Genomic DNA, 22946 nt, shown 5'->3' with positions numbered 1-22946 from the left:
GGGTCAGAACCGCTTGCTGATCCGCAACCGGCCTTGCGCCGCGCTTTCCCCCGCCGCGCCGCGCAAGCCGATTTCCATGTCGACCATCCATTGCAGCATCAGGCTCCAGCGGCTTCCGAGCGACAGCTGATATTGCTCGCGCTGCCAGCCGGTGCCGCGGATGCGATAGGTCGCCAGGCCGCTGAAATCGGCATAGTCGAGGCTTTGCACCCCGGCGGTCTGGAATTCGTGGAGCCATTCCGCCGCGATCCGCGGGCTGACCCGCGCGAAGCCGAGGTCGTGCGCGATCTCGAACCGGCCACCGACGACCCCGGTCAACGATCGCACACTGCGGTCGTCGAACCGCAGCGCGTAGCGTGCGACGCCTGTTTCGGAATAGCCGTCGAGCGTTCCGTCCAACCATTCCAGGCGACCGTAGCCCGACCAGCGCAGACCGTCGTTCTGGCGGTCGACGCCGGCCGATACCGCGCCGAACGTCATGCCGCCCTCGCGCTTGCCCAGCGCGACCTCGCCCGTTGCCGCAACCGCCCGCCGTGTCCGGTAATCGAGGGTGCCGTGGCCGATCATCGCATCGACGAACGTGCCGTCCACAGGCGCGAAGCTGCCGTACGCCGCGAAGACCTTGGTTTCGCTGCGGATGCGCGCCGCCTCGCCGTCGATCCGGCTGACGTCGCTGCCATAGCCGCCACCGAGGCCGATCGTCGCCCAATCGGCGATGCGCAGATCGGCACCGGTCGAGAGCCCGCCGCTTGCCAGCGTGATCTTTGCCCGGCCCGATCGCCGGTCGAGCGTCCCGACTTCGATCGACCCGCCGGTCCATAGCGCGATGTCGCCGACCGGACGCGGCCCGACAGTCGCCGCGTCACTGTGCGGCGCGTCGTCGCGCTCGGGCAGATCGTTCCCCCGCCCGCTGCCGATCGCCCGTCCGGGCAGGGTGGCTTCCGCGACGCTTCTGGACACGAAGCGGTCACGGTCGAGCCCGTCCGGCGATAGCGCCGGGTCCCGTCCGGACACACGCGGGTCGCCGGGGGTCAGTACCGCATCGCGCAGATTGACCGCGATCCCCAGCGGATTGGTCGCGCCGCCACCGTGGTGGAGTTGCTGCGCGCGGGCCATGAAATTGGAGACCTGCGTGCGCGCGAACCGCCGCGCGATCTCGGCCTGCGCGTCCGAAATCGCGCGTACGACCGGGTCGGCGGACGGGTCGGGACGCGCGGTTACCGTGATCGTCACCGTGGCGGCGGCGGACATGCCGAAGGCATTGCCAAGACGATAGCGCACGACCACCGTTCCGCCGAAATGTGCTGCCGTCGTCACGTCGAGCCGGTAGCTCGGTTGCGCCGCGGTGCCGCCCTGGACGATGCGGGCGGTAGCGGCCTCTGCGGGGCTCACCGCGTCGATCGTCGCGGTGGTGAACGGGCCCCCGATCGCGCCTTCGGTCAGTTCGACCGATACGGTCTGCGCGTCCCCGATACTGGCGGACTTGGCCAGCGCGGTCGGGGGCTGGCCGGTGACGGTGATCTCCACGGTTGCCGGCGCCGATCGTCCGCCGGGCCCGACCGCGACGAACTGGAAACTGTCCTTGCCTGCATAGCCCGGGTTGGGTTCATAAGTGGCGGTCCAGTCGTTCACGGCGAGAGCGCGTGCCCCGCCCGTGCTTCGCGCGGCGGCTGTCGTTCCGCGCAGCGTGACGGTTCCGTGCGTGGGGGGCGCGGCGATTTCGATCGTGGCGAAAGTGCCCGAAACGAGCTTGCCGAGATCGATCCCCACGCTCGCGCCGCCTTCGACGGTAGTGCCCGCGGTGTCGACGTTGACGGGTTCGGCGACCGGCACTGGGGGTGCCGCGATCGTCACGCTTACCGTTGCCGCGGGGGAATTCCCCCCGGGGCCGGTCGCGATGTAGCTGAAGCTGTCGCTGCCAAAGCTGCCGGCGGTCGGGACATAGGTTGCGGTCGCGCCGCTGATCGTCACGCTACCCTTGGTGGGCGCAGTGGCGAGCGTGACGCTGCTATAGACGCCGCTCGGTTGAAGCACGATGGCCTGCCCGGCGCTGTCGAACGCGACGTCGGCGGACAGGTTCGCCGCGCCGGGCGTGGCGGGGGTAGCGATCGTCACGCTGACGGTTGCAGGCGGCGAGGTGCCGCCGGGCCCGGTCGCGGTATAGGTGAAGCTGTCCGCGCCGAAGCTGCCGGGGGTCGGTATGTAGGTTGCGGTTGTACCGCTCAGCGTCACCGTTCCCTTGGTCGGGGCGGTAGCAATGGCAACGGTGGTAAAGACGCCGCTCGGCTGCAGGGCGATCGCCTGTCCCGCGCTCTCGTACGCAACGTCAACCGTGCTCCCCGCAGCGCCCGGGGTGGCAGGCGTGGCGATCGTCACGCTGATCGTTGCGGGTGCCGAGGTGCCGCCCGGCCCGGTCGCGGTATAGGTAAAGCTGTCCGCGCCGAAACTGCCGGGGGTCGGTATGTAGGTTGCGGTCGTGCCGCTCAACGCCACCGTTCCCTTGGTCGGGCCGGTGGCGATCGCGACGGTCGTATAGACGCCGCTCGGCTGCACAGCGATCGCCTGTCCGGCACTGTCGTACGCAACGTCGACCATGCTTCCCGCCGCGCCCGGGGTGGCGGGTGTGGCGATCGTCACGCTGACGGTCGCTGGCGCTGAGGTGCCGCCCGGCCCGGTCGCGGTATAAGTGAAGTTGTCGGCGCCGAAGCTGCCGGGGGTCGGCACATAGGTTGCCGTCGTCCCGCTCAGCGTCACGGTCCCCTTGGTCGGGGCGGTCGCGATCGCGACGGTGGTGTAGACGCCGCTAGGCTGCAGAGCGATCGCCTGTCCGGCACTGTCGTACGCAACGTCGACCGCGCTCCCCGCCGCGCCCGGGGTGGCAGGCGTGGCTATCGTCACGCTGACGGTGGCAGGCGCAGACGTCCCACCGGGCCCGGTCGCGGTATAAGTGAAGCTGTCAGCGCCGAAGCTGCCGGGGGTCGGTATGTAGGTTGCGGTTGTACCGCTCAGCGTCACCGTTCCCTTGGTTGGGGCGATCGCGATCGCGACGGTCGTATAGACGCCGCTCGGCTGCAATGTGACCGCCTGTCCGGCACTGTCGTACGCAACGTCAACCGTGCTCCCCGCCGCACCCGGTGTGGCGGGTGTGGCGATCGTAACGCCGACGGTCGCTGGCGCTGAGGTGCCGCCCGGTCCGGTCGCGGTATAGGTGAAGCTGTCCGCGCCAAAACTGCCTGGGGTTGGCACATAGGTCGCCGTCGTGCCGCTCAGCGTCACCGTTCCCTTGGTCGGCCCGGTCGCGATCGCGACGGTCGTATAGACGCCGCTCGGCAGCAACGTGACCGCTTGTCCGGCACTGTCGTACGCAACATCGACCGTGCTCCCCGCCGCGCCCGGCGTGGCGGGTGTGGCGACCGTCACGCTGACGGTCGCTGGCGCTGAGGTGCCGCCCGGCCCGGTCGCGGTATAGGTGAAGCTGTCCGCCCCGAAACTGCCTAGGGTCGGGACATAGGTCGCCGTCGTGCCACTCAGCGACACCGTTCCCTTTGTCGGGGCTGAAGCGATCGCTACGGTCGTATAGACGCCGCTCGGCTGCAAAGTGACCGCCTGTCCCGCGCTGTCGTACGCAACGTCGACCGTGCTCCCCGCCGCGCCCGGGGTGGCAGGAGTGGCGATCGTCACGCTGATGGTGGCAGGTGCAGACGTCCCACCGGGCCCGGTGGCAGTATAGGTGAAGCTGTCCGTGCCAAAGTTGCCGGGGGTCGGCACATAAGTCGCCGTCGCGCCGCTCAGCGTCACCGTTCCCTTTGTCGGGGCGGTAGCGATCGCTACGGTCGTGTAGACTCCACTTGGTTGGAGCGGGATCGCCTGTCCGGCGCTATCGTACCCGACGTCCACAGTGCCCGCCGCGGCGGTTGGAACGGCAGGCGTGGCGACCGTCAGGCTGACGGTTGCTGGCGCAGACGTGCCACCCGGCCCGGTTGCGCTGTACGTGAAGCTGTCCGCACCGAAATATCCCGCCGTCGGCGTATAGGTTACGATGTCACCGGCGACACTCGCGGTGCCATGCGCTGGCGCAGTGACGATCGCGACGCCATCGTGCGCACCCCCGCCAATGCTCGCCGTGAGGTCGATCGCGGTGCCGGTGCTGTCATAGGCAATCGACGCGGTGCGGTCGGCGGCGGTTGGCGCGGCGAGGATCGTAACCGACTGGCTGATCTGGGGAGCGGCATCGTAATCGCTCGTCCCGGCCTGATCGGCGAGGATGACGCAGCTTCCTGCTGCGGTGAAGCTAACGGTCGCCCCGGTTACGGCACATAGGCCCGCGCTGGCGGGCGCGATCGTAAAGACCGGCGTTAGGGTCGCGGACGATTGTGCGGCCACCGTATAGGTCCCGCCGACGATCGCCGGGGCAGGGGGCGTGGAGGTGAAGCCGAGCGTCTGGCTGCCCTTGCCGACCGTGCCGCTGACCGTGCTGCCGGTGGCGGTCGTCGGCGGACTGGCGGAGTCGGCGACCGTGATGGCATAACTGAACGCCCCGGCGCTGGTGAGGGTGCCCCGCACCGCCCCGGTCGCGGCATTGAGGCTGGCCCCCGCCGGCAGCGCACCGCTTGCGAGCGTGAACTGGTACGGCGCAACCCCGCCCGTCACCGTATTGTCCTGGCTGAACGCCGCGCCGACGACAGCGCTTGCCGACGGATTGCTCAACAGCGCGAGCGTAGCCGGCAGCACGGAGAAGCTGCGCGTCACCGTCGGCGCGGCGTTCCAGTTGGTGTTGCCCGGCTGGTCCGCGGTCACGGTGCACGTGCCTTGCGCGATCAGCGAGAGCGTCGTCCCTGCAACCGTACAGATCCCCGCCGTGCCGCTCGCGAACTCCACCGCCAGTCCTGACCCTGCGGTGGCCGACAGGGTCAGCGGGGATGCCGACAGCGAGGCGTCGGACAATCCCGCAAAACTGACGGTCTGGTCGCCTTTTGCGACGGTGACGCTCTGCTGCACGAGCGATGCGGCGGCGTAACTGGCGTTGCCCGCCTGATTGGCGTCGATCAGGCACGTCCCCGCCGCACTAAACGTGACGTTGCCACCGGACAGCGTGCAGATGGCGCTGCTGGCAGGGGCGATCGTCAGGTCGACCGGAAGCCCTGATGTCGCGGTCGCGGCCGGTGTGTACGGCGCGCCGCCGACGCGGGCACTGCCCGGTGCGTTCGACGTAAAACTGATCGTCTGGCTGGCCACGGTCACCGCAAAGCTCTGCTGAACCTGCGTTGCCGCATCATAATTCGCGTTGCCCGGCTGGTCGGCGTTGATGCGGCATGTCCCGGCACCGGTGAAACTGACGACGCCCGCAGCGATGGTGCAGATGCCGTTGCTCGCAGGATCGATCGTGAACGCGACGGTCAGGGCCGATGTCGCGGTCGCGCTCGGTGTATAAGTCGCCCCGCCGACGACCGCGGCGACTGGCGCGGTCGAGGTAAAGGCGATCGTCTGGCTCGCCGCACTCACGGTAAAACTCTGCTGGACCTGCGTTGCCGCCGCGTAACTGGCGTTGCCGGGTTGGTCAGCGTTGATCCGGCATGTTCCCGCACCGGTGAAACTGACGACGCCAGCGGCAATGGTGCAGATGCCGTTGCTCGCGGGATCGATCGTGAAGGCGACAGTCAGGCTCGATGTCGCGGTGGCGCTCGGCGTATAGGTCGCCCCGCCAACGACCGCAGCGACCGGCGCGACCGAGGTAAAGCTGATTGTCTGGCTCGCCGCGCTCACAGTGAAGCTCTGCTGGACCTGCGTTGCTGCGGCGTAACTGGCGTTGCCCGGCTGGTCGGCGTTGATCCGGCAGGTTCCCGTACCGGTGAAACTGACGACGCCCGCGGCAATGGCGCAGATGCCGTTGCTGGCAGGATCGATTGTGAACGCGACGGTCAGTGCCGATGTCGCGGTCGCGCCCGGCGTATAGGTCGCTCCGCCGATGACTGCGGCGACGGGGGCGGTCGACGTAAAGCCGATCGTCTGACTCGCCGCGCTGACCGTGAAGCTTTGCTGAACCTGGGTTGCGGCTGCGTAACTGGCGTTGCCCGGCTGGTCGGCGTTGATCCGGCATGCTCCCGTGCCAGCGAAACTGACGACGCCAGCAGCGATGGTGCAGATGCCGTTGCTCGTGGCGTCGATCGTGAACGCTACGGTCAGGGTCGATGTCGCAGTCGCGCTCGGCGTATAGGTCGCCCCGCCGACGACCGCGGCGACCGGCGCGGTCGAGGTAAAGGCGATCGTCTGGCTTGCCGCGCTAACGGCGAAGCTCTGCTGGACTTGCGTGGCCGCGGCGTAGCTGGCGTTGCCCGGCTGGTCGGCGTTGATCCGGCATGTTCCCGTACCGGTAAAACTGACGACGCCAGCTGCGATGGTGCAGACGCTGTTGCTCGCCGGATCGATCGTGAAGGCGACGGTCAGGCTCGATGTCGCGGTCGCGCTTGGCGTATAGGTCGCCCCGCCTACCACCGCGGCGACTGGCGCGGTCGAGGTAAAGGCGATCGTCTGGCTTCCCGCGCTAACGGCGAAGCTCTGCTGGACTTGTGTGGCTGCGGCATAACTGGCGTTGCCCGGCTGGTCGGCGTTGATCCGGCATGTTCCGGCACCGGTGAAACTGACGACGCCAGCGGCGATGGCGCAGATGCCGTCGCTCGCAGGATCGATCGTGAACGCAACGGTTAGCGCCGATGTCGCGGTCGCGCTGGGCGTATAGGTCGCCCCGCCGACCACCGCGGCGACTGGCGCGGTCGAGGTAAAGGCGATCGTCTGGCTTCCCGCGCTAACGGCGAAGCTCTGCTGGACTTGTGTGGCCGCGGCGTAACTGGCGTTGCCCGGCTGGTCGGCATTGATCCGGCAGGTTCCCGTACCGGTGAAACTGACGACGCCACCGGCGATGGTGCAGATGCCGTTGCTCGTGGGGTCGATCGTGAAGGCGACGGTCAGGCTCGATGTGGCGGTCGCGCTGGGCGTATAGGTCGCCCCGCCGACGACCGCGGCGACCGGCGCGGTCGAGGTAAAGGCGATCGTCTGACTCGCCGCGCTAACGGCGAAGCTCTGCTGGACTTGCGTTGCCGCGGCGTAACTGGCGTTGCCTGGCTGGTTGGCGTTGATCCGGCATGTCCCGGCACCGGTAAAGCTGACGACACCAGCGGCGATGGTGCAGACGCTGTTGCTTGTAGGATCGATCGTGAACGTGACGGTCAGGCTCGATGTAGCGGTCGCGCTCGGTGTATAGGTGGCCCCGCTCACAACCGCAGCGACGGGCGCGGTCGAAGTAAAGGCGATCGTCTGACTCGCCGCGCTAACGGCGAAGCTCTGCTGGACTTGCGTGGCTGCGGCGTAACTGGCGTTGCCCGGCTGGTCGGCGTTGATCCGGCATGTCCCGGCACCAGTGAAACTGACGACGCCAGCGGCGATGGTGCAGACGCTGTTGCTCGCAGGATCGATCGTGAAGGCGACAGTCAGGCTCGATGTCGCGGTCGCGCTCGGCGTATAGCTCGCCCCGCCGATGACTGCGGCGACCGGGGCGGTCGAGGTGAAGGCGATCGTCTGGCTGGCATTGCCGACACTCAGACTGAACGTCCGCGCAGCGGTCTGCGACAGGGCATCGGTTGCGGTGACGGTGAAGGTCGTTGCCCCGAGCGTGGTCGTGGGCGTGCCCGAAAGCTGGCCGGTGGTGGTGTCGAACGCCAACCCGCTGGGCAAGGTGCCGCCGCTGAGCGCGTAGGAAATTGGCGCAAGTCCGCCGCTGACGGTGACCGGCTGGACCGTGGTGATTGCGGTGCTGATGACCGCGGTCACGCTCGGGGATGCCTGCGCCGCGGCGAGCACCGCCACGGCGGTGAAACTGCTGGTCGCGGAATCGGTCGAGCTATTGCCCGCGGCATCGCTTGCGCGGGCCTTGAGGGCGTGCGAACCCGCGGTCAGCGTCGTCAGCGTATGGGTCCAGTTCCCTGACACGTCCGCCGTTGCCGTCCCGTCCGACGCGCCGTCGAGATAGACCGTGACCGTGCTCGCGGCTTCTGCCGTGCCGGTGACACTGCGCAACGATACCACGCGGTTCGATCCGTTGGCGGGCGTGGTGACGACGGGGGCTGCGGGCGGATTGGAGTCGATCGTCCAGCTGTGCGACGCAGCCGAACTCGTCTGCCCGCCGTTGACCGCGCGGATCTGAAAGCTGTGTGCGCCCTCGGACAGGCCGGTCAGCGTCACCGGGCTGGTGCAGGCGGCATAGCTGCCATTGTCGATCGCGCATTCCGCCGTGCCGCTGGCGAGCGTGAACTGGAAGGTTGCGCTCGTGCTGTTCGACAGTGTGGGTGGCGTCGCGGTGATCGTCGGCGCGGCGGGGGGCTGTGCGTAGGTGAACTGGGTGGAGGCGTTCGTCGCGCTGGTGCCGCCGGGGGTAGTGACCGTCACGTCTACCACGCCCGCGCTCGCGGCGGGGGCGGTGGCGGTGATCTGCGTCGCGCTGTCGACGGTGAAGCCGGTGGCGGCGGTCGATCCGAAGGAGACCGCGGTCGCGCCGGTCAGACCGGTGCCGGTAATGACCACCGGCCCGCCGCCCGTCAGCGGGCCCGATGCCGGAGCGATGCCAGTGACCGTCGGGACCGCGGTCGCAGCGGTGTTGGTCAGCGCGAAGGTCGCGGACGCCGCCCCTGCAGCGGCGGAGACCGAATAGGCCCCGGCGGTCGCATTCGCGGTGAACGTCCCCGAACTGGCGACGCCTGTGCCGGAGGCGGTAACCGCGATCGTGTTGCTCGTGTTGCTGAAGCTCCCGCTGGCGCCCGTCGCGGGCGCGGTGAAGGTGACCGTAGCGTTGGGGATCACCACGCTCCCCGCATCGCGCACCGTGACGCTCAGCGGGGTGGCGAAAGCGGTGCCGGTTGCGGCGCTCTGGGAATTGCCCCCGGCAACCGTCACCGTTGCGGCGACCTGCGTGATCGTGGTCGGGTCGCTCGCGGTGGCGGCGCTCCCTGCGTTGCCACCCGACAGCGAGACGCTCGGGGTCAGGCTGGTGCTCGCGGAAATTGCGACATTGGCGCGCAGCGTCAGCGGGTTGCCGGTGCCGCCCGCACCGATCGTATTGGTGTAGCTACACCGTGTCGACGTGCAGCTCCAGCCCAATCCGGTGCCGGACACGAAGCTCAGTCCGGTCGGCAAGGTGAAGGTGAGCGTCAGATTGGTCCCGGTAGCGTTCCCGTTCGCGCTGGGGGTAATCGTATAGTCGACCGTTCCGTTCTGCGCCGGGGAACCGCTGTGCGCCATCGTCACGCCGAGCGACACGCCGGGGTCGACGAAGGGGATGCAGAGGACGGAGATACTCGTGGTGACGTTGTTGCCGTTCGGGTTATCGATCGTCATGGCGATCGCGCGCAAGCCGCTCGGAATCTCGTAATAGCCGGTGAACGTACCCGTCGTCGTGACGTTGGCGCGTGCCGGGATGGCTTGATACGCTCCGCCTCCAGTGCTCAATCCGGCGCGGAACCGGATGCGGGCAGGATCCAGGACGCTGATCGCGGAGACGTCTGCGGTGAATTCTAGACGATCCCCCGTCGTGAAGCTGTACGTCGTTGTGTCGTCGGGCACGAACCCGGTCGAACCAATGACATTGTCCGTATAGGACGTGGTCGTCCGCATCATCGAAAGCGCGCCCGAAGTCCCGCGGTAGCCGCTCGTGGTCCCCGGCTGGTTCGCGTTGGGGCCCACGAGGACCGCGTTGAAATCCAGCAAGCGGGCGTTGACCGCCGAGCATCCGCTACTCTGCGCCATGGCCGCGGCAGGGTGCAGCAAGGCGACCGCCGCCGCCGCTGCCAGAACGGCACGGAGGACGCGCGACGGTCCATCGACCGCGAGTCTGGGAAACTGAAGCCCGACACCCCCCCGCATCCGCGCCCCCCCTTGACTAGATGATCAATCGAACTGTTCTGTCGTCAGGTTAGGATATTTCGACTAATTTTTAAAAATCGAAGGATTTAATAATAAACTGAACCATAATTGATGCTTCAGGCTGTACTACAAATGAAGTAAAGTGACAGAACACATGATTTATAGCGTTGAAAATCATTAAAAATGCCAGGGATGGTCAAACCCGACTATGCTCCATAAGCGACGTAACTCGATTGGATCGATCAGTACATGATGCGTATTATGTAAACGGAATGAGGAGGGGTTATGGATCCGTTTATTGGACAAATCATGCAGGTCGGGTTTCGGTATGCGCCGGTCAACTGGCTTACCTGCAACGGGGCACCGCTTCAGATAAGCCAGAACCAGGCGCTGTACGCATTGCTTGGGAACACCTTCGGCGGCACGCAGAACAGCACCTTTTGCCTCCCGGACGCGCGCGGGCGGACGTTCATCGGGACTGGCTCGGGGCCGGGACTCACCCCGCGCTTGCCGGGGGGGGCGGGCGGTGTTGAGGGCGTTGCGCTCAGTATCTCGCAACTGCCTATGCATACGCATAATGCGACGTTCACCCCGACCTCCAACGGCGCTTTCCACGGCACGTTGACCGCCGTTGCGGGGGTTCCCGCGGCGCAGGAAATCGCGATCCCGACGGACGGCTGTTTTCTTGGCTCGGCGGCCGAGACGGATACCCAGCCGGTTCTGTACGTCCCCGCGGCGAGCGCAACGCAGCCGGGCGCGGTCCCGGTCAATCTTTCCGGTGTGCAGGGCAGCGTCACCGCCGGCGGGGGAGCGGTAACGGTCGCGTCGGCCGGCGCATCTGCACCATTTGCGACGATGCCGCCGTTTCTGGCGGTGACCACGATCATTGCCTCCGTGGGGATCTGGCCCGAACAACCCTGATCAGGTGAAGATCGCCTGATACCGTCGCGTCCGCCCCTGCGGGATGAGCTGCGTCACGTGGAAGGGATGCGGACCTGCGCGGCCGCAGTCGAACCAGTAGGTCGCATCCAACAGCAGCACCAACCATGATCCTTCGAACAGTATCGAAAAGGGCTCGCGGAAATCCGCGCCCACGATCGGCGGCATCCGCTCGATCCGCACGAGCAGCAGGTCGACCGGAGCAGGCGCGGTATCGACCCGGACCCGGCGGCCCACCCAGGGTTGGAAGTCTTCGGGTTTCACCAGGCGCATTCGATCATATCCTCCGGACGGGACAGGACGGTCCGACCGCTTCGTGCCGCAGAATCTGGGTGTTCAGAAGCGGATGGAACGACAACGGACATGGTTGTCGGCCCGCAACCGCGTGACCCGCGCCCGGACAACCGTTCCGATGCACCCGTCGCCCGCACCGGACGCAAGTCCTTCCGGCGATGTGCGGCTACGCGCCGTGCGGCGCGCCGATCATCCCTTCCTGCTGGCGCTATACGGTAGCGTCCGCGCGCCCGAGCTGCGCGGCTGCCTGTGGTCGCGACGGCAAAAAGACGCGTTCATTGCGGATCAGTTCTGGTTGCAACAGGCGCACTACCGGCGCGCGCACCCCGCCGCCGACTATTGGGTGGTCGATCGCATCGACGAGGGCGGAGCGTGGATCCCGATCGGCCGGCTGTCGCTCGACCGCAGCGAAAGCGAATGGCACCTGATCGAACTGTCGCTCCTTCCGGCGGAACGCGGCTGTGGACGTGGAACCGCGCTGGTCCGCTGGATCCAGCAGGCGGCGGAAGCAGGGGCGGCGGATGCGGTGGGGCTGCATGTCGAGATCGACAATTCCGCGGCGATCCGCCTGTATGCGCGCGCCGGCTTCGGTCGGAAGCCGTCGCGCTTTGCGACCCACGCCTTTCTGCGCTGGACGCCGCAGACACAGGCGCAGGACGACGGCAGGCGTAATCCCTAGTTGCCCGAACCGGGCTTGGCCGCCGCCGCCTCGATCTCCGCGCCCCACGGGTCCTTCTGCGGCTGCGCGGTGCCCGCCGCCGAAAAGTCCATCAGCGCGTCGCTGTCATGCCGGTACGCCGGCCACACCGGCAGCCCCGCCGCGTTGGGATTCCCCGTCTTCGCGAAGTTGACGATATAGGCGCTGATCGTCTTGCCCATCGCGGCGTCGCGCGGCGTCGTCGCGGGGCCGTATTTGACCCCGGCATTGTCGAAGAAGAACGGAATGTCCGATGCGTGGTCCGCACCGGGACGGTCGACCGAATTGGCGACATAGGAGAAGCGGTATGCGTACACCGGCACGCCCTTGTCCGACACCGCGATCGCCGCACTGCGCGCACCGCCGATCATGAAGCCGGTCTTGCCCCCCATGTCGGCGCTGGTTGCACCGATCATCATCGGCACATGCGCAAACGCGCCGTTGGCATAGGCCTTGCCCATATCGACCTGGACGGTGCCGTCGACGACCGGACCGGTGAAGGTCTTCGGCCCGGGGGCGGGGCGGAACAATTGCATCATGCTCAGTCCGTCGGTGACTTGCTCCGCGGTCAGCGCCCGCAACTTGCCGATCGCGTCGGCATCGCCCGCCGCCACACCGTGCGCAGCCGCGAAATTGACGCCGATCTGTTCCGCCGAGGCGAGCATCGCATCCGGGGCGGTCATGCCCGCACCGCCCGACATCACGATCGCCTTCGCCATCAGTCCCTTGGCCAGCGGCGAGGTCACCAGCGCATGGACCGACATGCCGCCCGCGCTTTCGCCGATGATGGTCACGTTGGCCGGATCACCGCCGAATGCCGCAACGTTGCGCTGGACCCATTTCAGCGCGGCGATCTGGTCCATGAACCCGTAATTGCCGAGCATCCCGCCATCGGGGTTCTGCTTGGTGAGTTGCGGATGCGCGAAGGTACCGAACCGCCCGACGCGGTAGTTGAAGCTGACGAACACGACGCCCTGTTTCGCGACATTGGCCCCCGCATAGGTCGGCGGCGAGGCCCCGCCGTTGACGAAGCCGCCACCGTAGATCCACACGATGACCGGCAGCTTGCCGCGCGCCTGCGCCGGTTTCCAGACGTTTGCGTACAGGCAATCCTCCGCGGGCTGCGTGCCGAGCGGTGCCGCGTCGCTGGGGAAGGGGACCTGCATGCAATCATGCGCATAGGTCGTGGCGTCGCGCACCGTCCGCCATGCCGCCACGGGTTGCGGTGCCCGCCAGCGCAATGGGCCGATCGGTGCGGCGGCGAAGGGAACCCCCTTCCAGCTTGCGACGCCGTCGGTCAGCGTGCCGCGGATCGCCCCGCTGTCGATCGTTACCGTCGGCGCGGTCGGTTGGGTGGCACCGACGGCGATGGAGAAGGGGGCGGCAACGACAAGCGCGGTGGCCGCACCAAGGGGGAACAGGCTTTTCATCAATCATCTCCTCCGCTTTTTGCGTGTGTGTATCGCACATGGCGCGAATCACAGAGGGACTTCGCCCCTGCGCCGCGTAATTCGTCGGGGGAGTCAGTCCGAAGTCGTCGCAGCTTCGGCAATTGCGAGCGCACGCTCGACCGAGGCGATCAGATGCGTCGGTCGATACGGCTTGGGAAGCTGCACCGCAGGCACGTCCGTCGCGACCGCGGTCAGGTCGCCGCTGGCGAACACGATCCCGAGCTGGGGACGTTGGGCGCGCGCCGTCCGTGCGAGATCGGGGCCCGACATTCCCGGCAAATTGACGTCGGTGATCAGCACGTCAATCGGCAAGGTCGAGATTGCCGTGATCGCCTCCTCGGCGCTGGCTGCGTCGATCACGGCGAAGCCGCTGGCTTGCAGCATTTCGGCACTGCTCATGCGGATCAGATCATCGTCCTCGACCAGCAGGATGGTACGGCGCGTCACGCGTTCCGCGATGGTGGCAACCGAACTGCCCACATTACCCATTGCAGCGCGGTTTTCCTTGCGCTGGCGCTGGTTGGCGAGAACATGGTTGAACTTCCGGGCGAGGGCCTCGCGGCTATAGGGTTTCGACAGCAGTTCGATCCCGGCATCCAGCTTGCCGCCGTGGACGATCGAATTCTCGGTATAGCCCGATGTGAACAGCACCGCGATGTCGGGCAGCCGCTCGCGCGCCTTGCGCGCCAGCTCGGGGCTTTTCAGCGTACCGGGCATCACCACGTCGGTGAACAGCACGTCGATCAGGATCCCGCTTTCGATCACGCTGAGCCCGCTTGCCGCATCAACCGCCTTGAGCACGCGATAGCCCAGGTCGGACAGCATCTCGACCACGGTGTTGCGCACCTCCGTATCGTCCTCGACGACCAGCACGGTTTCGCTGCCCCCGACGATCGGCCCGATCACCGTCGCAACCTCGACGTCCTCGGACTGCATCGCGCGCGGAAGATACAGCTTGATCGTGGTGCCCTCGCCGACCTCCGAATAGATCTTCACGTGGCCGCCCGATTGCTTGACGAACCCGTACACCATCGACAGGCCCAGCCCCGAACCCTTGCCTTCGCTCTTGGTCGAGAAGAACGGCTCGAACACCTTGTCGATCACTTCGGGCGGCATCCCGCTGCCCGTATCCGACACCGCCAGCATGACATATTGGCCCGGTGTGATGTCATCATGCGCTTTGGCATAGTCGTCGTCGAGATGCGCATTGCCGAGTTCGATCGTCAGCTTGCCCTGGCCTTCCATCGCGTCGCGCGCGTTGATCGCCAAGTTGAGCAAGGCGTTCTCGACCTGTGCGGGATCGATGAAAGTGTTCCACAGGCCTCCACCAACGATCGTCTCGACTTCGATTCCTTCGCCGATCGCGCGACGCAACATGTCGTCCATCGCGCGCACGAAGCGGGTCACGTTGACGACCTTGGGCTCGAGCGCCTGCCGCCGGCCGAACGCGAGCAATTGCGCGGCGAGCTTCGCACCGCGCGAGACACCCGCCATCGCATTGGCGACACGCCGCTCGGCCCGGTCGTTGCCCGCGATGTCCTTCGCCAGCAATTGCAGATTGCCAGACACGACCTGGAGCAGATTGTTGAAGTCGTGCGCTACGCCGCCGGTCAGTTTGCCGACGGTCTCCATCTTCTGCGACTGCGCAAGCTTTGCTTCGGCCTGGCGGCGTTCGTCGATCTCCGCGATCACGCGCGCTTCCAGTTCCTCGTTGAGCACGCGCAACTGATCCTCGGCGCGGCGACGGTGGAGCGCCTCGCGTGCGAGCTTCTCGGCCTGTTCGCGCAGCGCCGCCTCGGCGGCGCGCTGGTGCGTGATGTCGGTATGGACGCCGACCCATTCGCGGATCTCGCCCGCATCGTCGAGCAGCGGCAGCGCACGCACCACGAAATTGCGCCACTGGCCCGAATGATGCCGCACGCGATGCTCGTGCACGAACATCGCCTTGGCGGCGAGCGCAGCGCGCCACGCCTGTGTGGTCGGCGTGACGTCGTCCGGGTGGAGCGCGTCGGCCCAGCCATAGTCCTGATACGCTTCGGTCAACTGACCGGTCAGCGCAGCCCAGCCCGGCTGTTCGCCGGTCATCCGTCCGTCAGGGCTGTTGGTCCAGAGGACTCCATGAATCGCATCCATCGCGGTGCGAAACCGGCCATTGCTGACCGCCAGAGCGTCTTCGCGCTGGGCGCGATCCTCAATGTCGATCGCAAGGATATGGACTCCGGGAATCGATCCGTCGGGGTCGACATGCGGAATATAGCGGATCTCGCTGCGCCGGAACGATCCGTCGCGGTGCTGCAGCATCGCTTCGGAGAACAAACGCTCGCCGGCCAGCGCACGCTCGATCGACGGACGGCGCTGTTCGTACAGATCCGAACCCAGTACCGTTTCGACGGTTTCTCCCACCATCGTGTCGGGGTCGATATCGAGCCAGTCGCGGTAGCAGCCGTTGGCGAACCGGTAGACCTGGTCGCGATCGACATAAGCGACGAGCATCGGCACCGCATCGGTGATCCGGCGCAATTCCGCCGCCGTCGCCGCAACGAGGCGCTCGGCATCGACCCGCGCACTATTGTCGACCATCGTGCACATGATCCCGCCGACGCGACCCTCTGCATCGTGAACGGGGGTATAGAACATGTCGAGGACCATCGTTTCCTGCCCGTCGGGGCGGTCGAATACAATCGGTTGGTCGCGGTGCGACATACGTTCGCCGCGATAGCCGGCCTCGAGGATCGGACGGTTCCAGTCCCACACGTCGGGGAAGGCGGTGGCCACCGGCATCCCGAACGCCGCCGGGTGACGATCCCCTGCAATCGCGCGATAGGGATCGTTATACAGCATGACGTGGTCGGGCCCCCACATCAGGACCTTCGCGACGGGAGAATGCAGGATGTTGGTGACGGTCGTGCGCAGTTCGGGCGGCCAATCCTCGATCGGGCCAAGCGCGGTCTTGCTCCAGTCGCGGGCGCGCAGGATGCTGCCGCAGGTGCCACCGTCATGCGGCCATTGCGGATGCGGGCTGGCGGACTGTTTCGCCGTCTCGCGTGCCCGCAACAACGCCATTGCCGCCACGAGGACGTCATCGGCATCGCGGTAAGCACCGGAGGCAATCTGCTCCTCGACGAAGCGATCATATTCCGGCGGCAGCGCCAGGGGGGTGGACTGCGGCAAGGCGGGCATCGAACAATGTGTGGGTGAGGTTAAACCCGCTGTCAATCAACCGCTTGTGAGGATTGCCTTGCACGTGGCGGCTCCGAACGGCGGGATCATGTCACCCCCTGCCGTCTGCGGGAAGCGGGCGCAGCCCGAGCCCCTTCGCGCGTCCTTGCAATTCGGTATCGGCACGGTCGAGCAAGCCGGCATGGGCCAGCAACGCAGCGGCGCCGTCCGAGGAGGCGTGGCGGTTGGTATGATCCGCGTCGAGGTCTGAGGGCTGCGCGACGAACTGGCTGCCCCATTTGTCGGCCAGCGCGAGAACCTGCTCAATCTGGAACGACGCGTCGCTGACGACCACCGAGGGGAAGGGCAGGCGGTAGGTCGGGCCGGTCCGAAAGCTCGCCGCCGCTGCGACATGCGGGAAATCCACCGACAGCGGCGAATCGAACACCGCGCCCCGCACAGAGCGCAGATAGCTGCGCGGCGACAGTTGCGCCCACCACGATACGGCGAGACACGCCAGCCCCTGTGCCAGGATCACCACCGGCGTCTTGCGGTGCGCGAATGCCGCGTCCAGTTGCAAAGCCCAGCGACCGTTATGAAATTTGGCGAGGTCCAGCATCACCTGCTCGATCCCGCCCTGCGCCGGCGGATCGCCTGCCACGCTCACCAGAATGGCGCGTGGCTCTCCCGCATGTTCCGTGGCGTCGAGGCCCATGACCGCTCTCCTGTCACTCGCGGCATATCGATCGACCGTCGCATGGCGGCCGACTCGAACGCTGCTTGGATGTCAGAGGCTATTCCTACGCGGGCGATGGGCAATAGGCGTGCGCCAAAATGCTGACGATTTGCGCCGAACCGAAAGGGCGCGCGCAGTTGGGAAACGCTTTCGTAATGCTCTGTTCAGGCGAGCCATCCACCTGTGAACCCCGCACGCTGGAGTCCGCGCCGAAGATGCGGGTTGCGATGCATCGTCCGCCAGATCAAGCCAGTCCGCCGGTTTTCGATCATCGCGACGATCGGCCCCTGATCGATCCCGATATAGTCGCGGTCGACCCAGCCGATCCCGGGATCGACGTGGCCGTGGCGCATGTCCTGCCGCGCGGTGGTCAGCGTCGGGTTGAAGGAGTCGATGAAGCCGTAGCGTTGGTAGATTCCGCGGCCATAGCGCTCGTGCAACGCGCCCGCTGCGGGGAGGACGATTTCGGGCGCGAACGCGATCGACCCGAGCGCAGCGGTCGGCGCGATCGTGCCGTCGTCGCGGTCATCGGGGCCGCGCGCCGAGTAACTGAAGAAGCTGCGGGGAACGTCGTCGACCGTCAGCTTGAAGTCGCCCGGCCCATCGCACGCGGTCAGCCCCCAGCAGTCCGCGCCATAGCCCGCGAACTTGCCAGGATTGGCGATTGCATAGGCACGCTGGCCGTAGGTCGCGCGGCGGCTGTTCTCGAAATAATCGATGCCCTTGGTCGCGATGAAGCGGTCGCGGATGCCGCGAAAGTCGACCCAGGTCTGGCTGTATTGATGCCCGAACATCGGCGGGAAGGCGAGGTGCGGCTCCCCCCAGCGATCGCTCCACGACGGCGCGAAGCGCTCGGTCCACGCGTTCCAAGTGTCGGCCGGCAGCGGATGCGTCGGCGATCCGAGCGCTAGCAGGTACATCATCAGCGATTCATTGTAGATGTTCCAGTCGCTCGGGATGTACCCGCGTTCGGGGTGCCACCCCATCGACACGAACGGTGCGCGCGGGGTGAACCACGTCCAGTCGACCGCGGCATAAATTTGCTCGGCAAGCGCCCGAATCTGCGCTTCGCCCGGATGGTCGCTGTCGAACCAGCTCTGCGCGAACAGCACCCCGCCGAGCAGCAACGCGGTATCGATCGTCGACAGCTCGGTCTGGCGGAAGCGAGTCCCGCTCTGCATGTCGAGGAAATGGTAGAAGAACCCCTTGTGCCCCGCAGTACCACTGGGGGCAGGGCCTTGCGGCGCATTGGCGAAGAAGCGCAGCGTGGCGAGCGTCCGCGCGCGCGCCTGGTCGCGGGTGATCCAGCCGTTGACCACCCCGATCGGATAAGCGGTCAGCGCAAAGCCGGTCGCCGCGATGCTCGCGAAGGACGGCGTCGGCCAGCGATCGGGCGCGAGCCCGGTCGCGGCGTCGGTTGTGTCCCAGAAATACTGGAAGGTCCGGCGTTGCAGGTCGCCGATCAGCGGCTCCTGCGGCGCGATGACCGCCTTGGGCCGCGTCCGCCGCCGCGGCGCGGCGATCCCGCCGCTCGCCAGACCGACGAGCGCCAGCCCACCGGAGCCGAGGAAATGCCGCCGGTCGATCATCGGGTGAGCCTCGCGCAACACATTCGGACAAAAAGAAGCGGACGGCGCTGCGACGCCGTCCGCTCGGCAGGGATGCCTTAGAAGCGATACCCGAGCCGGAACTGAATCCGCCGCGGCAGCGTCAGCAGCGACGTGCCGATCCGTGCCGGGTCGAGCGTGTCGGTGACACGGCCCGTGGCAGGGTTGACGGTGTTGTTGAAAAAGCCGTCGAAGCCCGAGAAGTTATTGTTGTTGAACGCGTTCAACACATCGACCGCAGCCTCGAGCGTATCCTTGCCAAACACCGGAATCTTCTTCGACAGCGTCACGTTGACCTCGCAGAAGGCGAACATGCCGATGCAGTTCTTCTGCGGGTAGCGTGCGCTGAAATCGTTGAAGCCCGAGGTCGAGCCGTTGGTCCCGTCGGTCACGCGGAACGCCTGCCCGCTGCCGAGCGTGGTGAGCGTGGCGAACTGGAAGCCGAGCGGCAGGTCGACGATCCCCGACACCACTACACGGTGCCGTTCGTCGCCGTCGCGCGGGCGCCAGCCATAGGCGTCCGGCGTGACCTGATCGAGGCTGAACAGGTCGCCGCCGTTCTGCTCGCCCTTCGACAGCGTATAGGCGATGTTGAGGCCCCAGCCCGAGGTCTTGGTGTAATTCTTGTCGAGCGTGACGAACACCGCCTTGTAGCGCGTGTCGAGCCCGTCGAACCCGATCAGCGCGTTGGAGAAGCCGAACTGGGTAAGCGACGACGTGTTGCAGCACGTGCCGAACCCGCCGTTGTTGCGGGTCGCGAAGATGTTGGTGTAACCGTTGCGCCCGCGCTGGTACGACCCCGTGATCGACGCCTCGAACACCCCGAGCCGCTGGCGAACGCCGAAGCTGAGCTGGTCGTTGACCGGGGGCTTGGCGTTGTTCTGGACCGCGAACAGCTCCGGTGCCCCCGCGCTGGTCGACGCCGCGCGCAGCGCGAGCAGGCCCTCCCGCGTGCCATAAGCGGGATTCCACTGGATCGTCGGCAAGCCGTTGCGCGGTTGGCCGTCCGCCGAGAAGCGGAAGATCCCGACCGGATTGATCGCGCGCGACAGCTCGTCGACGGTGTTGTTGAAGTTGTTGCGATCGTAATAGCGCCCGAACCCGCCGAAGATCACGGTCGTGCGGTCGCCCTTGATGTCCCACGAGAAGCCGACGCGCGGCGCGATCGCGCCGGCGAACGGCTTGCGGTTGGTCCCAGTCGAAATGTAATTCTCGGGATTGAAGTAGGACGTCGACGGCAACGACCGCAACGCCGCCGCCGCCGCGACGGGCGTGACATAGTCGTTGTTGACCGCGTTCGTCTCATAATCCCAGCGCACGCCGAGATTGAGCTGCAGCCGCCCGGTAATGTCCCAATCGTCCTGCGCATACAGGCCGATCTGCGTGTTCGACCCCTGGATCAGCCCGTTGCCGAGACCAAGCCGCGCTTCGCCCGGGAAGGTGAAATTGAGGTTGTTCTGCGGCTCGCGCAGGAAGGAGTAGCGCGGCTGGACATACAGCCGGTTGTCGAACGTGATGTCGGTGATCTCGACCCGGCCGCCGACCTTGAACGTATGGCTGTCGATCCCCGAATAGGTGAAGTCGTCGCGCAGCGTATAGCTTTGCTGGACTTGCTTGCGGGTCGCATCCTTGCCGCCGAAAATGATCACGCCGCTATAGTCATAGGTCGGCAGATCGGGATTGAGCGACGTCGGGTTGAACGTATAGGACAGGTAGTTGGCGTTGAATTCGTTGACGAACTTGTCGCCCTTATACGCCCATTTGAACTGATAGGTGTCGATCGTGTTGCGCTTGTTCTCGGCGTTCTCGAACGACACGTTGCCGCCGAAATTCTGGATATCGGTTTCCTGGCGGCGGCTGAACGACGCGTCGAAGGTCTGGCGATCGTCCGGGGTCAGCGTCAGTTTGCCGAAGTAGAAATCGCCGCGGAACGGGCTGATGAACGGGGCCTCGAAGTCGGAGAGCCGGCGGCCCGAAACCTGGTTGAATTCGTTGACCGCATCCGCCGAACCCGTGCTCTTGACGTTGAGCGCACGGTTCTGGTCGTTGCCCTCGTATGTGCCGAAGAAGAACAGGCGATCCTTGATGATCGGGCCGCCGAGCGCGATGCCGTACTGTTTGCGCGTGAAATCGGGCTTGGGGTTGCCATCGCGCTTGTCGATGAATGACGTCTCGGACAGGCCCTTGCCGGTATATTGGCCAAACACTTCGCCGTGGAACTCGTTGGTGCCCGACTTGGTCACCGCGGTGATGATCGCGGACCCGGCTTGCTCATACTCAGCCTTGTAATTCTGCGTCAGCACGCGGAATTCCTGCACCGCGAGCTGCCCGAACGGATTGCCGCGGCTGTTCTGCTGCCCGGCGATACCGCCTTCGCTCAGCTTGTTCTTCAGGCTGACGCCGTCGATGAAGACGTTGACCTGGCTCGCGGTCGATGCGCCCGACTGGATCCCTTTGCCGGTCTCGCCGTCATTATACTTCACGCCCGGCGCGAGCGCGGCAAACGACAGGAAGTTGCGGTCGGTCTGCGGCAGCGCGCGGATCTGCGCCTGACTGACGTTGGTCGCGATTTCGCTGGTGCGCGTCTCGGTCAGGCGGCTGCCGGTGACGACGATGTCCTTGCCGCTGCCGCCTGCCGCATCCGGCGTCGAGCCGGGGGGCGCGACGGTCGCGTCGAGCGAGGCGGTCTGGCCGATCGCGACGGTGATGAGCTGGGTCGCGGTCTGCCCGTCGGTCGCGGTTGAGGTGACCTGATACGATCCGGGACGCAGGCCGTTGAGGCTGTAATTGCCGGTGGCATCGGTGGTCGCGCGGACCGTCTGGTTGGTGTCGCTGCTGACGGCTGCGACGCTCGCGCCCGCGACGGGGGAGCCTGCCGCATCGGTGACCTGCCCGCGGATCGCGGCAGTGCTGGTCTGTGCGAAGGCGGGGACCGCGGCAACGCTCGCGGCGGAGACGGCTGCGCTTGCGAGCAACAGCCGGAGAAACTTCTGGTTACGCATACTCATACTCGTGTTCCCTGCTTACGCCCGACTTACGCGGGCTTTTTTTGTGTCGTTTCTCGCAACATCAGCTCGGGCAACGACATCTCGAGCTGGTGATCCTTTGATCCTGCGATCGCTTCGGTCAGCCGCGCGACCGCGCGCTCCCCGATCCCGGCGATGTCGACGTGCATCGTGGTGAGCGAAGGCGAGATCAGGCGGGACAGCGGAATGTCGTCGAAGCCAGCGAGCGCGATCCGCCCGGGCACGTCGACGCCTGCCGCGCGAAGCGCGATCATCGCGCCGATCGCCATCATGTCATTGGCGGCAAAGATCGCGTCGGCGTCGGGGTGGTCGTGCAGGATCTGCGGCGTCAGCGCGGCGCCGGTCTCCTGCATGAAGTCGCCCTCGATGATCCGCTGCGGCAGCCCGGCGGCATCCATCGCGGTGCGGTATCCGGCGATACGCTCGCGCGCCTCGGCATTGCTCTCCGGTCCGGACAGATGGACGATCGCACGCCGCCCGGTCGCGATCAGATGCTCGGTCATCGTGCGCGCACCCGCGACATTGTCGACCTGCAACGTCGGGCGATCCTTCCCCGGCGCAGCGCAATTGACCAGCACCGCGGGGATGCTCGGCGGGATACCGGCCAGCAACAGCGCGGGGTCGATATGCGGTGCCATGATGATCAGCCCGTCGACCCGCCCACGCATCGTGTGCAGCATCCCGACCGCGCGGTCGCCGTCGTGCAGGTTCGACAGCAACAGGTGCAGCCCGCGTTCGGACGCGGCGCGGTCGATCCCGCGCAGCGTCTCCGAGAAGAACTCGCCGTGCAGGTCGGGCAGGACCACGCCGATCGCATTCGCGCGCGCCATGCTGAGGTTGCGCGCGCCGGCGTGGGGCACGTACCCGAGCGCGGCGGCAACCGTTTCGACATGGCGGCGCAGTTCGGGCCGGACGTTGCTGTGCCCGTTCAGCGCACGCGACACGCTCGCGACCGATACGTCGGCTTCGCGCGCAACATCGCGGATCGTGGCATGCGCCATTGTTCGAGAACACCCTTCCTTTGAGCGATGCGAAGGATGCTCCCCCGCGTCACATTCCGCCGACTGGGACAGTGGCCCTGCCGATCTCCCTGCTTGATGTAACCGGTTACATCATTCATTAACCGTG

The 22946-nt window shown here is 66.4% G+C and carries 10 protein-coding genes; 2 read left to right on the top strand and 8 right to left on the bottom strand.

Annotation, left to right across the window (positions count from 1 at the left end):
* Positions 1–3: 3 nt before the first annotated feature.
* Complete coding sequence (locus ABIC17_RS19350; protein WP_354284701.1) at positions 4–9909, bottom strand: Ig-like domain-containing protein; 9906 nt, start codon at positions 9907–9909, stop codon at positions 4–6.
* A 285-nt stretch (positions 9910–10194) separates the two neighbouring features.
* Between ABIC17_RS19350 and ABIC17_RS19345 the strand changes: the two genes are divergently transcribed.
* Positions 10195–10830, top strand: coding sequence for a phage tail protein (locus ABIC17_RS19345; protein WP_354284699.1), 636 nt, complete (start codon positions 10195–10197; stop codon positions 10828–10830).
* Here the strand turns inward: ABIC17_RS19345 and ABIC17_RS19340 are convergent, their stop codons facing one another.
* Positions 10831–11121 carry a DUF6916 family protein gene (locus ABIC17_RS19340; RefSeq protein WP_354284697.1) on the bottom strand — a complete coding sequence of 97 codons (291 nt, stop codon included), beginning with the start codon at positions 11119–11121 and terminating at the stop codon, positions 10831–10833.
* A 139-nt stretch (positions 11122–11260) separates the two neighbouring features.
* On the opposite strand from ABIC17_RS19340, the gene ABIC17_RS19335 reads away from it, so the two are divergent.
* Entirely contained in the window at positions 11261–11821 is a 561-nt protein-coding gene (locus ABIC17_RS19335) for a GNAT family N-acetyltransferase (RefSeq protein WP_354284695.1), read from the top strand.
* Here ABIC17_RS19335 and ABIC17_RS19330 read toward each other — a convergent pair.
* The 6 genes from ABIC17_RS19330 to ABIC17_RS19305 form a co-directional block, all read right to left on the bottom strand.
* Positions 11818–13269, bottom strand: a complete 1452-nt coding sequence (locus tag ABIC17_RS19330) for a carboxylesterase/lipase family protein (protein ID WP_354284693.1) — start codon at positions 13267–13269, stop codon at positions 11818–11820. The two genes, ABIC17_RS19335 and ABIC17_RS19330, sit on opposite strands and share 4 nt — an antisense overlap.
* A 93-nt stretch (positions 13270–13362) precedes the next feature.
* Entirely contained in the window at positions 13363–16470 is a 3108-nt protein-coding gene (locus ABIC17_RS19325) for a PAS domain-containing protein (RefSeq protein WP_354284691.1), read from the bottom strand.
* Between the two features lie 91 nt (positions 16471–16561).
* Positions 16562–17164 (bottom strand): alpha/beta hydrolase, encoded by a 603-nt coding sequence (locus ABIC17_RS19320; RefSeq protein WP_354284689.1) that lies wholly within the window; start codon positions 17162–17164, stop codon positions 16562–16564.
* Positions 17165–17349: 185 nt separating this feature from the next.
* Complete coding sequence (locus tag ABIC17_RS19315; protein ID WP_354284857.1) at positions 17350–18774, bottom strand: glucoamylase family protein; 1425 nt, start codon at positions 18772–18774, stop codon at positions 17350–17352.
* Positions 18775–18851: 77 nt separating this feature from the next.
* Positions 18852–21794 carry a TonB-dependent receptor gene (locus ABIC17_RS19310; RefSeq protein WP_502958510.1) on the bottom strand — a complete coding sequence of 981 codons (2943 nt, stop codon included), beginning with the start codon at positions 21792–21794 and terminating at the stop codon, positions 18852–18854.
* Between the two features lie 32 nt (positions 21795–21826).
* Positions 21827–22819: a LacI family DNA-binding transcriptional regulator gene (locus ABIC17_RS19305; RefSeq protein WP_354284685.1), complete on the bottom strand. Its 993-nt coding sequence runs from the start codon at positions 22817–22819 to the stop codon at positions 21827–21829.
* Positions 22820–22946 lie beyond the last annotated feature (127 nt).

The organism is Sphingomonas sp. PvP056 (genome assembly GCF_040549155.1).
Classification (GTDB): domain Bacteria; phylum Pseudomonadota; class Alphaproteobacteria; order Sphingomonadales; family Sphingomonadaceae; genus Sphingomonas.
This window is presented reverse-complemented; position numbering and strand designations above follow the sequence as displayed.

Excerpts from the sequence above, each read along its gene's own strand:
- ABIC17_RS19335 (WP_354284695.1), top strand. The coding sequence starts at position 11,261 with ATGCACCCGTCGCCCGCACCGGACGCAAGTCCTTCCGGCGATGTGCGG.
- ABIC17_RS19340 (WP_354284697.1), bottom strand. The coding sequence starts at position 11,121 with ATGCGCCTGGTGAAACCCGAAGACTTCCAACCCTGGGTGGGCCGCCGG.
- ABIC17_RS19350 (WP_354284701.1), bottom strand. The coding sequence starts at position 9,909 with ATGCGGGGGGGTGTCGGGCTTCAGTTTCCCAGACTCGCGGTCGATGGA.
- ABIC17_RS19320 (WP_354284689.1), bottom strand. The coding sequence starts at position 17,164 with ATGGGCCTCGACGCCACGGAACATGCGGGAGAGCCACGCGCCATTCTG.
- ABIC17_RS19305 (WP_354284685.1), bottom strand. The coding sequence starts at position 22,819 with ATGGCGCATGCCACGATCCGCGATGTTGCGCGCGAAGCCGACGTATCG.
- ABIC17_RS19315 (WP_354284857.1), bottom strand. The coding sequence starts at position 18,774 with ATGATCGACCGGCGGCATTTCCTCGGCTCCGGTGGGCTGGCGCTCGTC.
- ABIC17_RS19310 (WP_502958510.1), bottom strand. The coding sequence starts at position 21,794 with ATGCGTAACCAGAAGTTTCTCCGGCTGTTGCTCGCAAGCGCAGCCGTC.
- ABIC17_RS19345 (WP_354284699.1), top strand. The coding sequence starts at position 10,195 with ATGGATCCGTTTATTGGACAAATCATGCAGGTCGGGTTTCGGTATGCG.
- ABIC17_RS19325 (WP_354284691.1), bottom strand. The coding sequence starts at position 16,470 with ATGCCCGCCTTGCCGCAGTCCACCCCCCTGGCGCTGCCGCCGGAATAT.
- ABIC17_RS19330 (WP_354284693.1), bottom strand. The coding sequence starts at position 13,269 with ATGAAAAGCCTGTTCCCCCTTGGTGCGGCCACCGCGCTTGTCGTTGCC.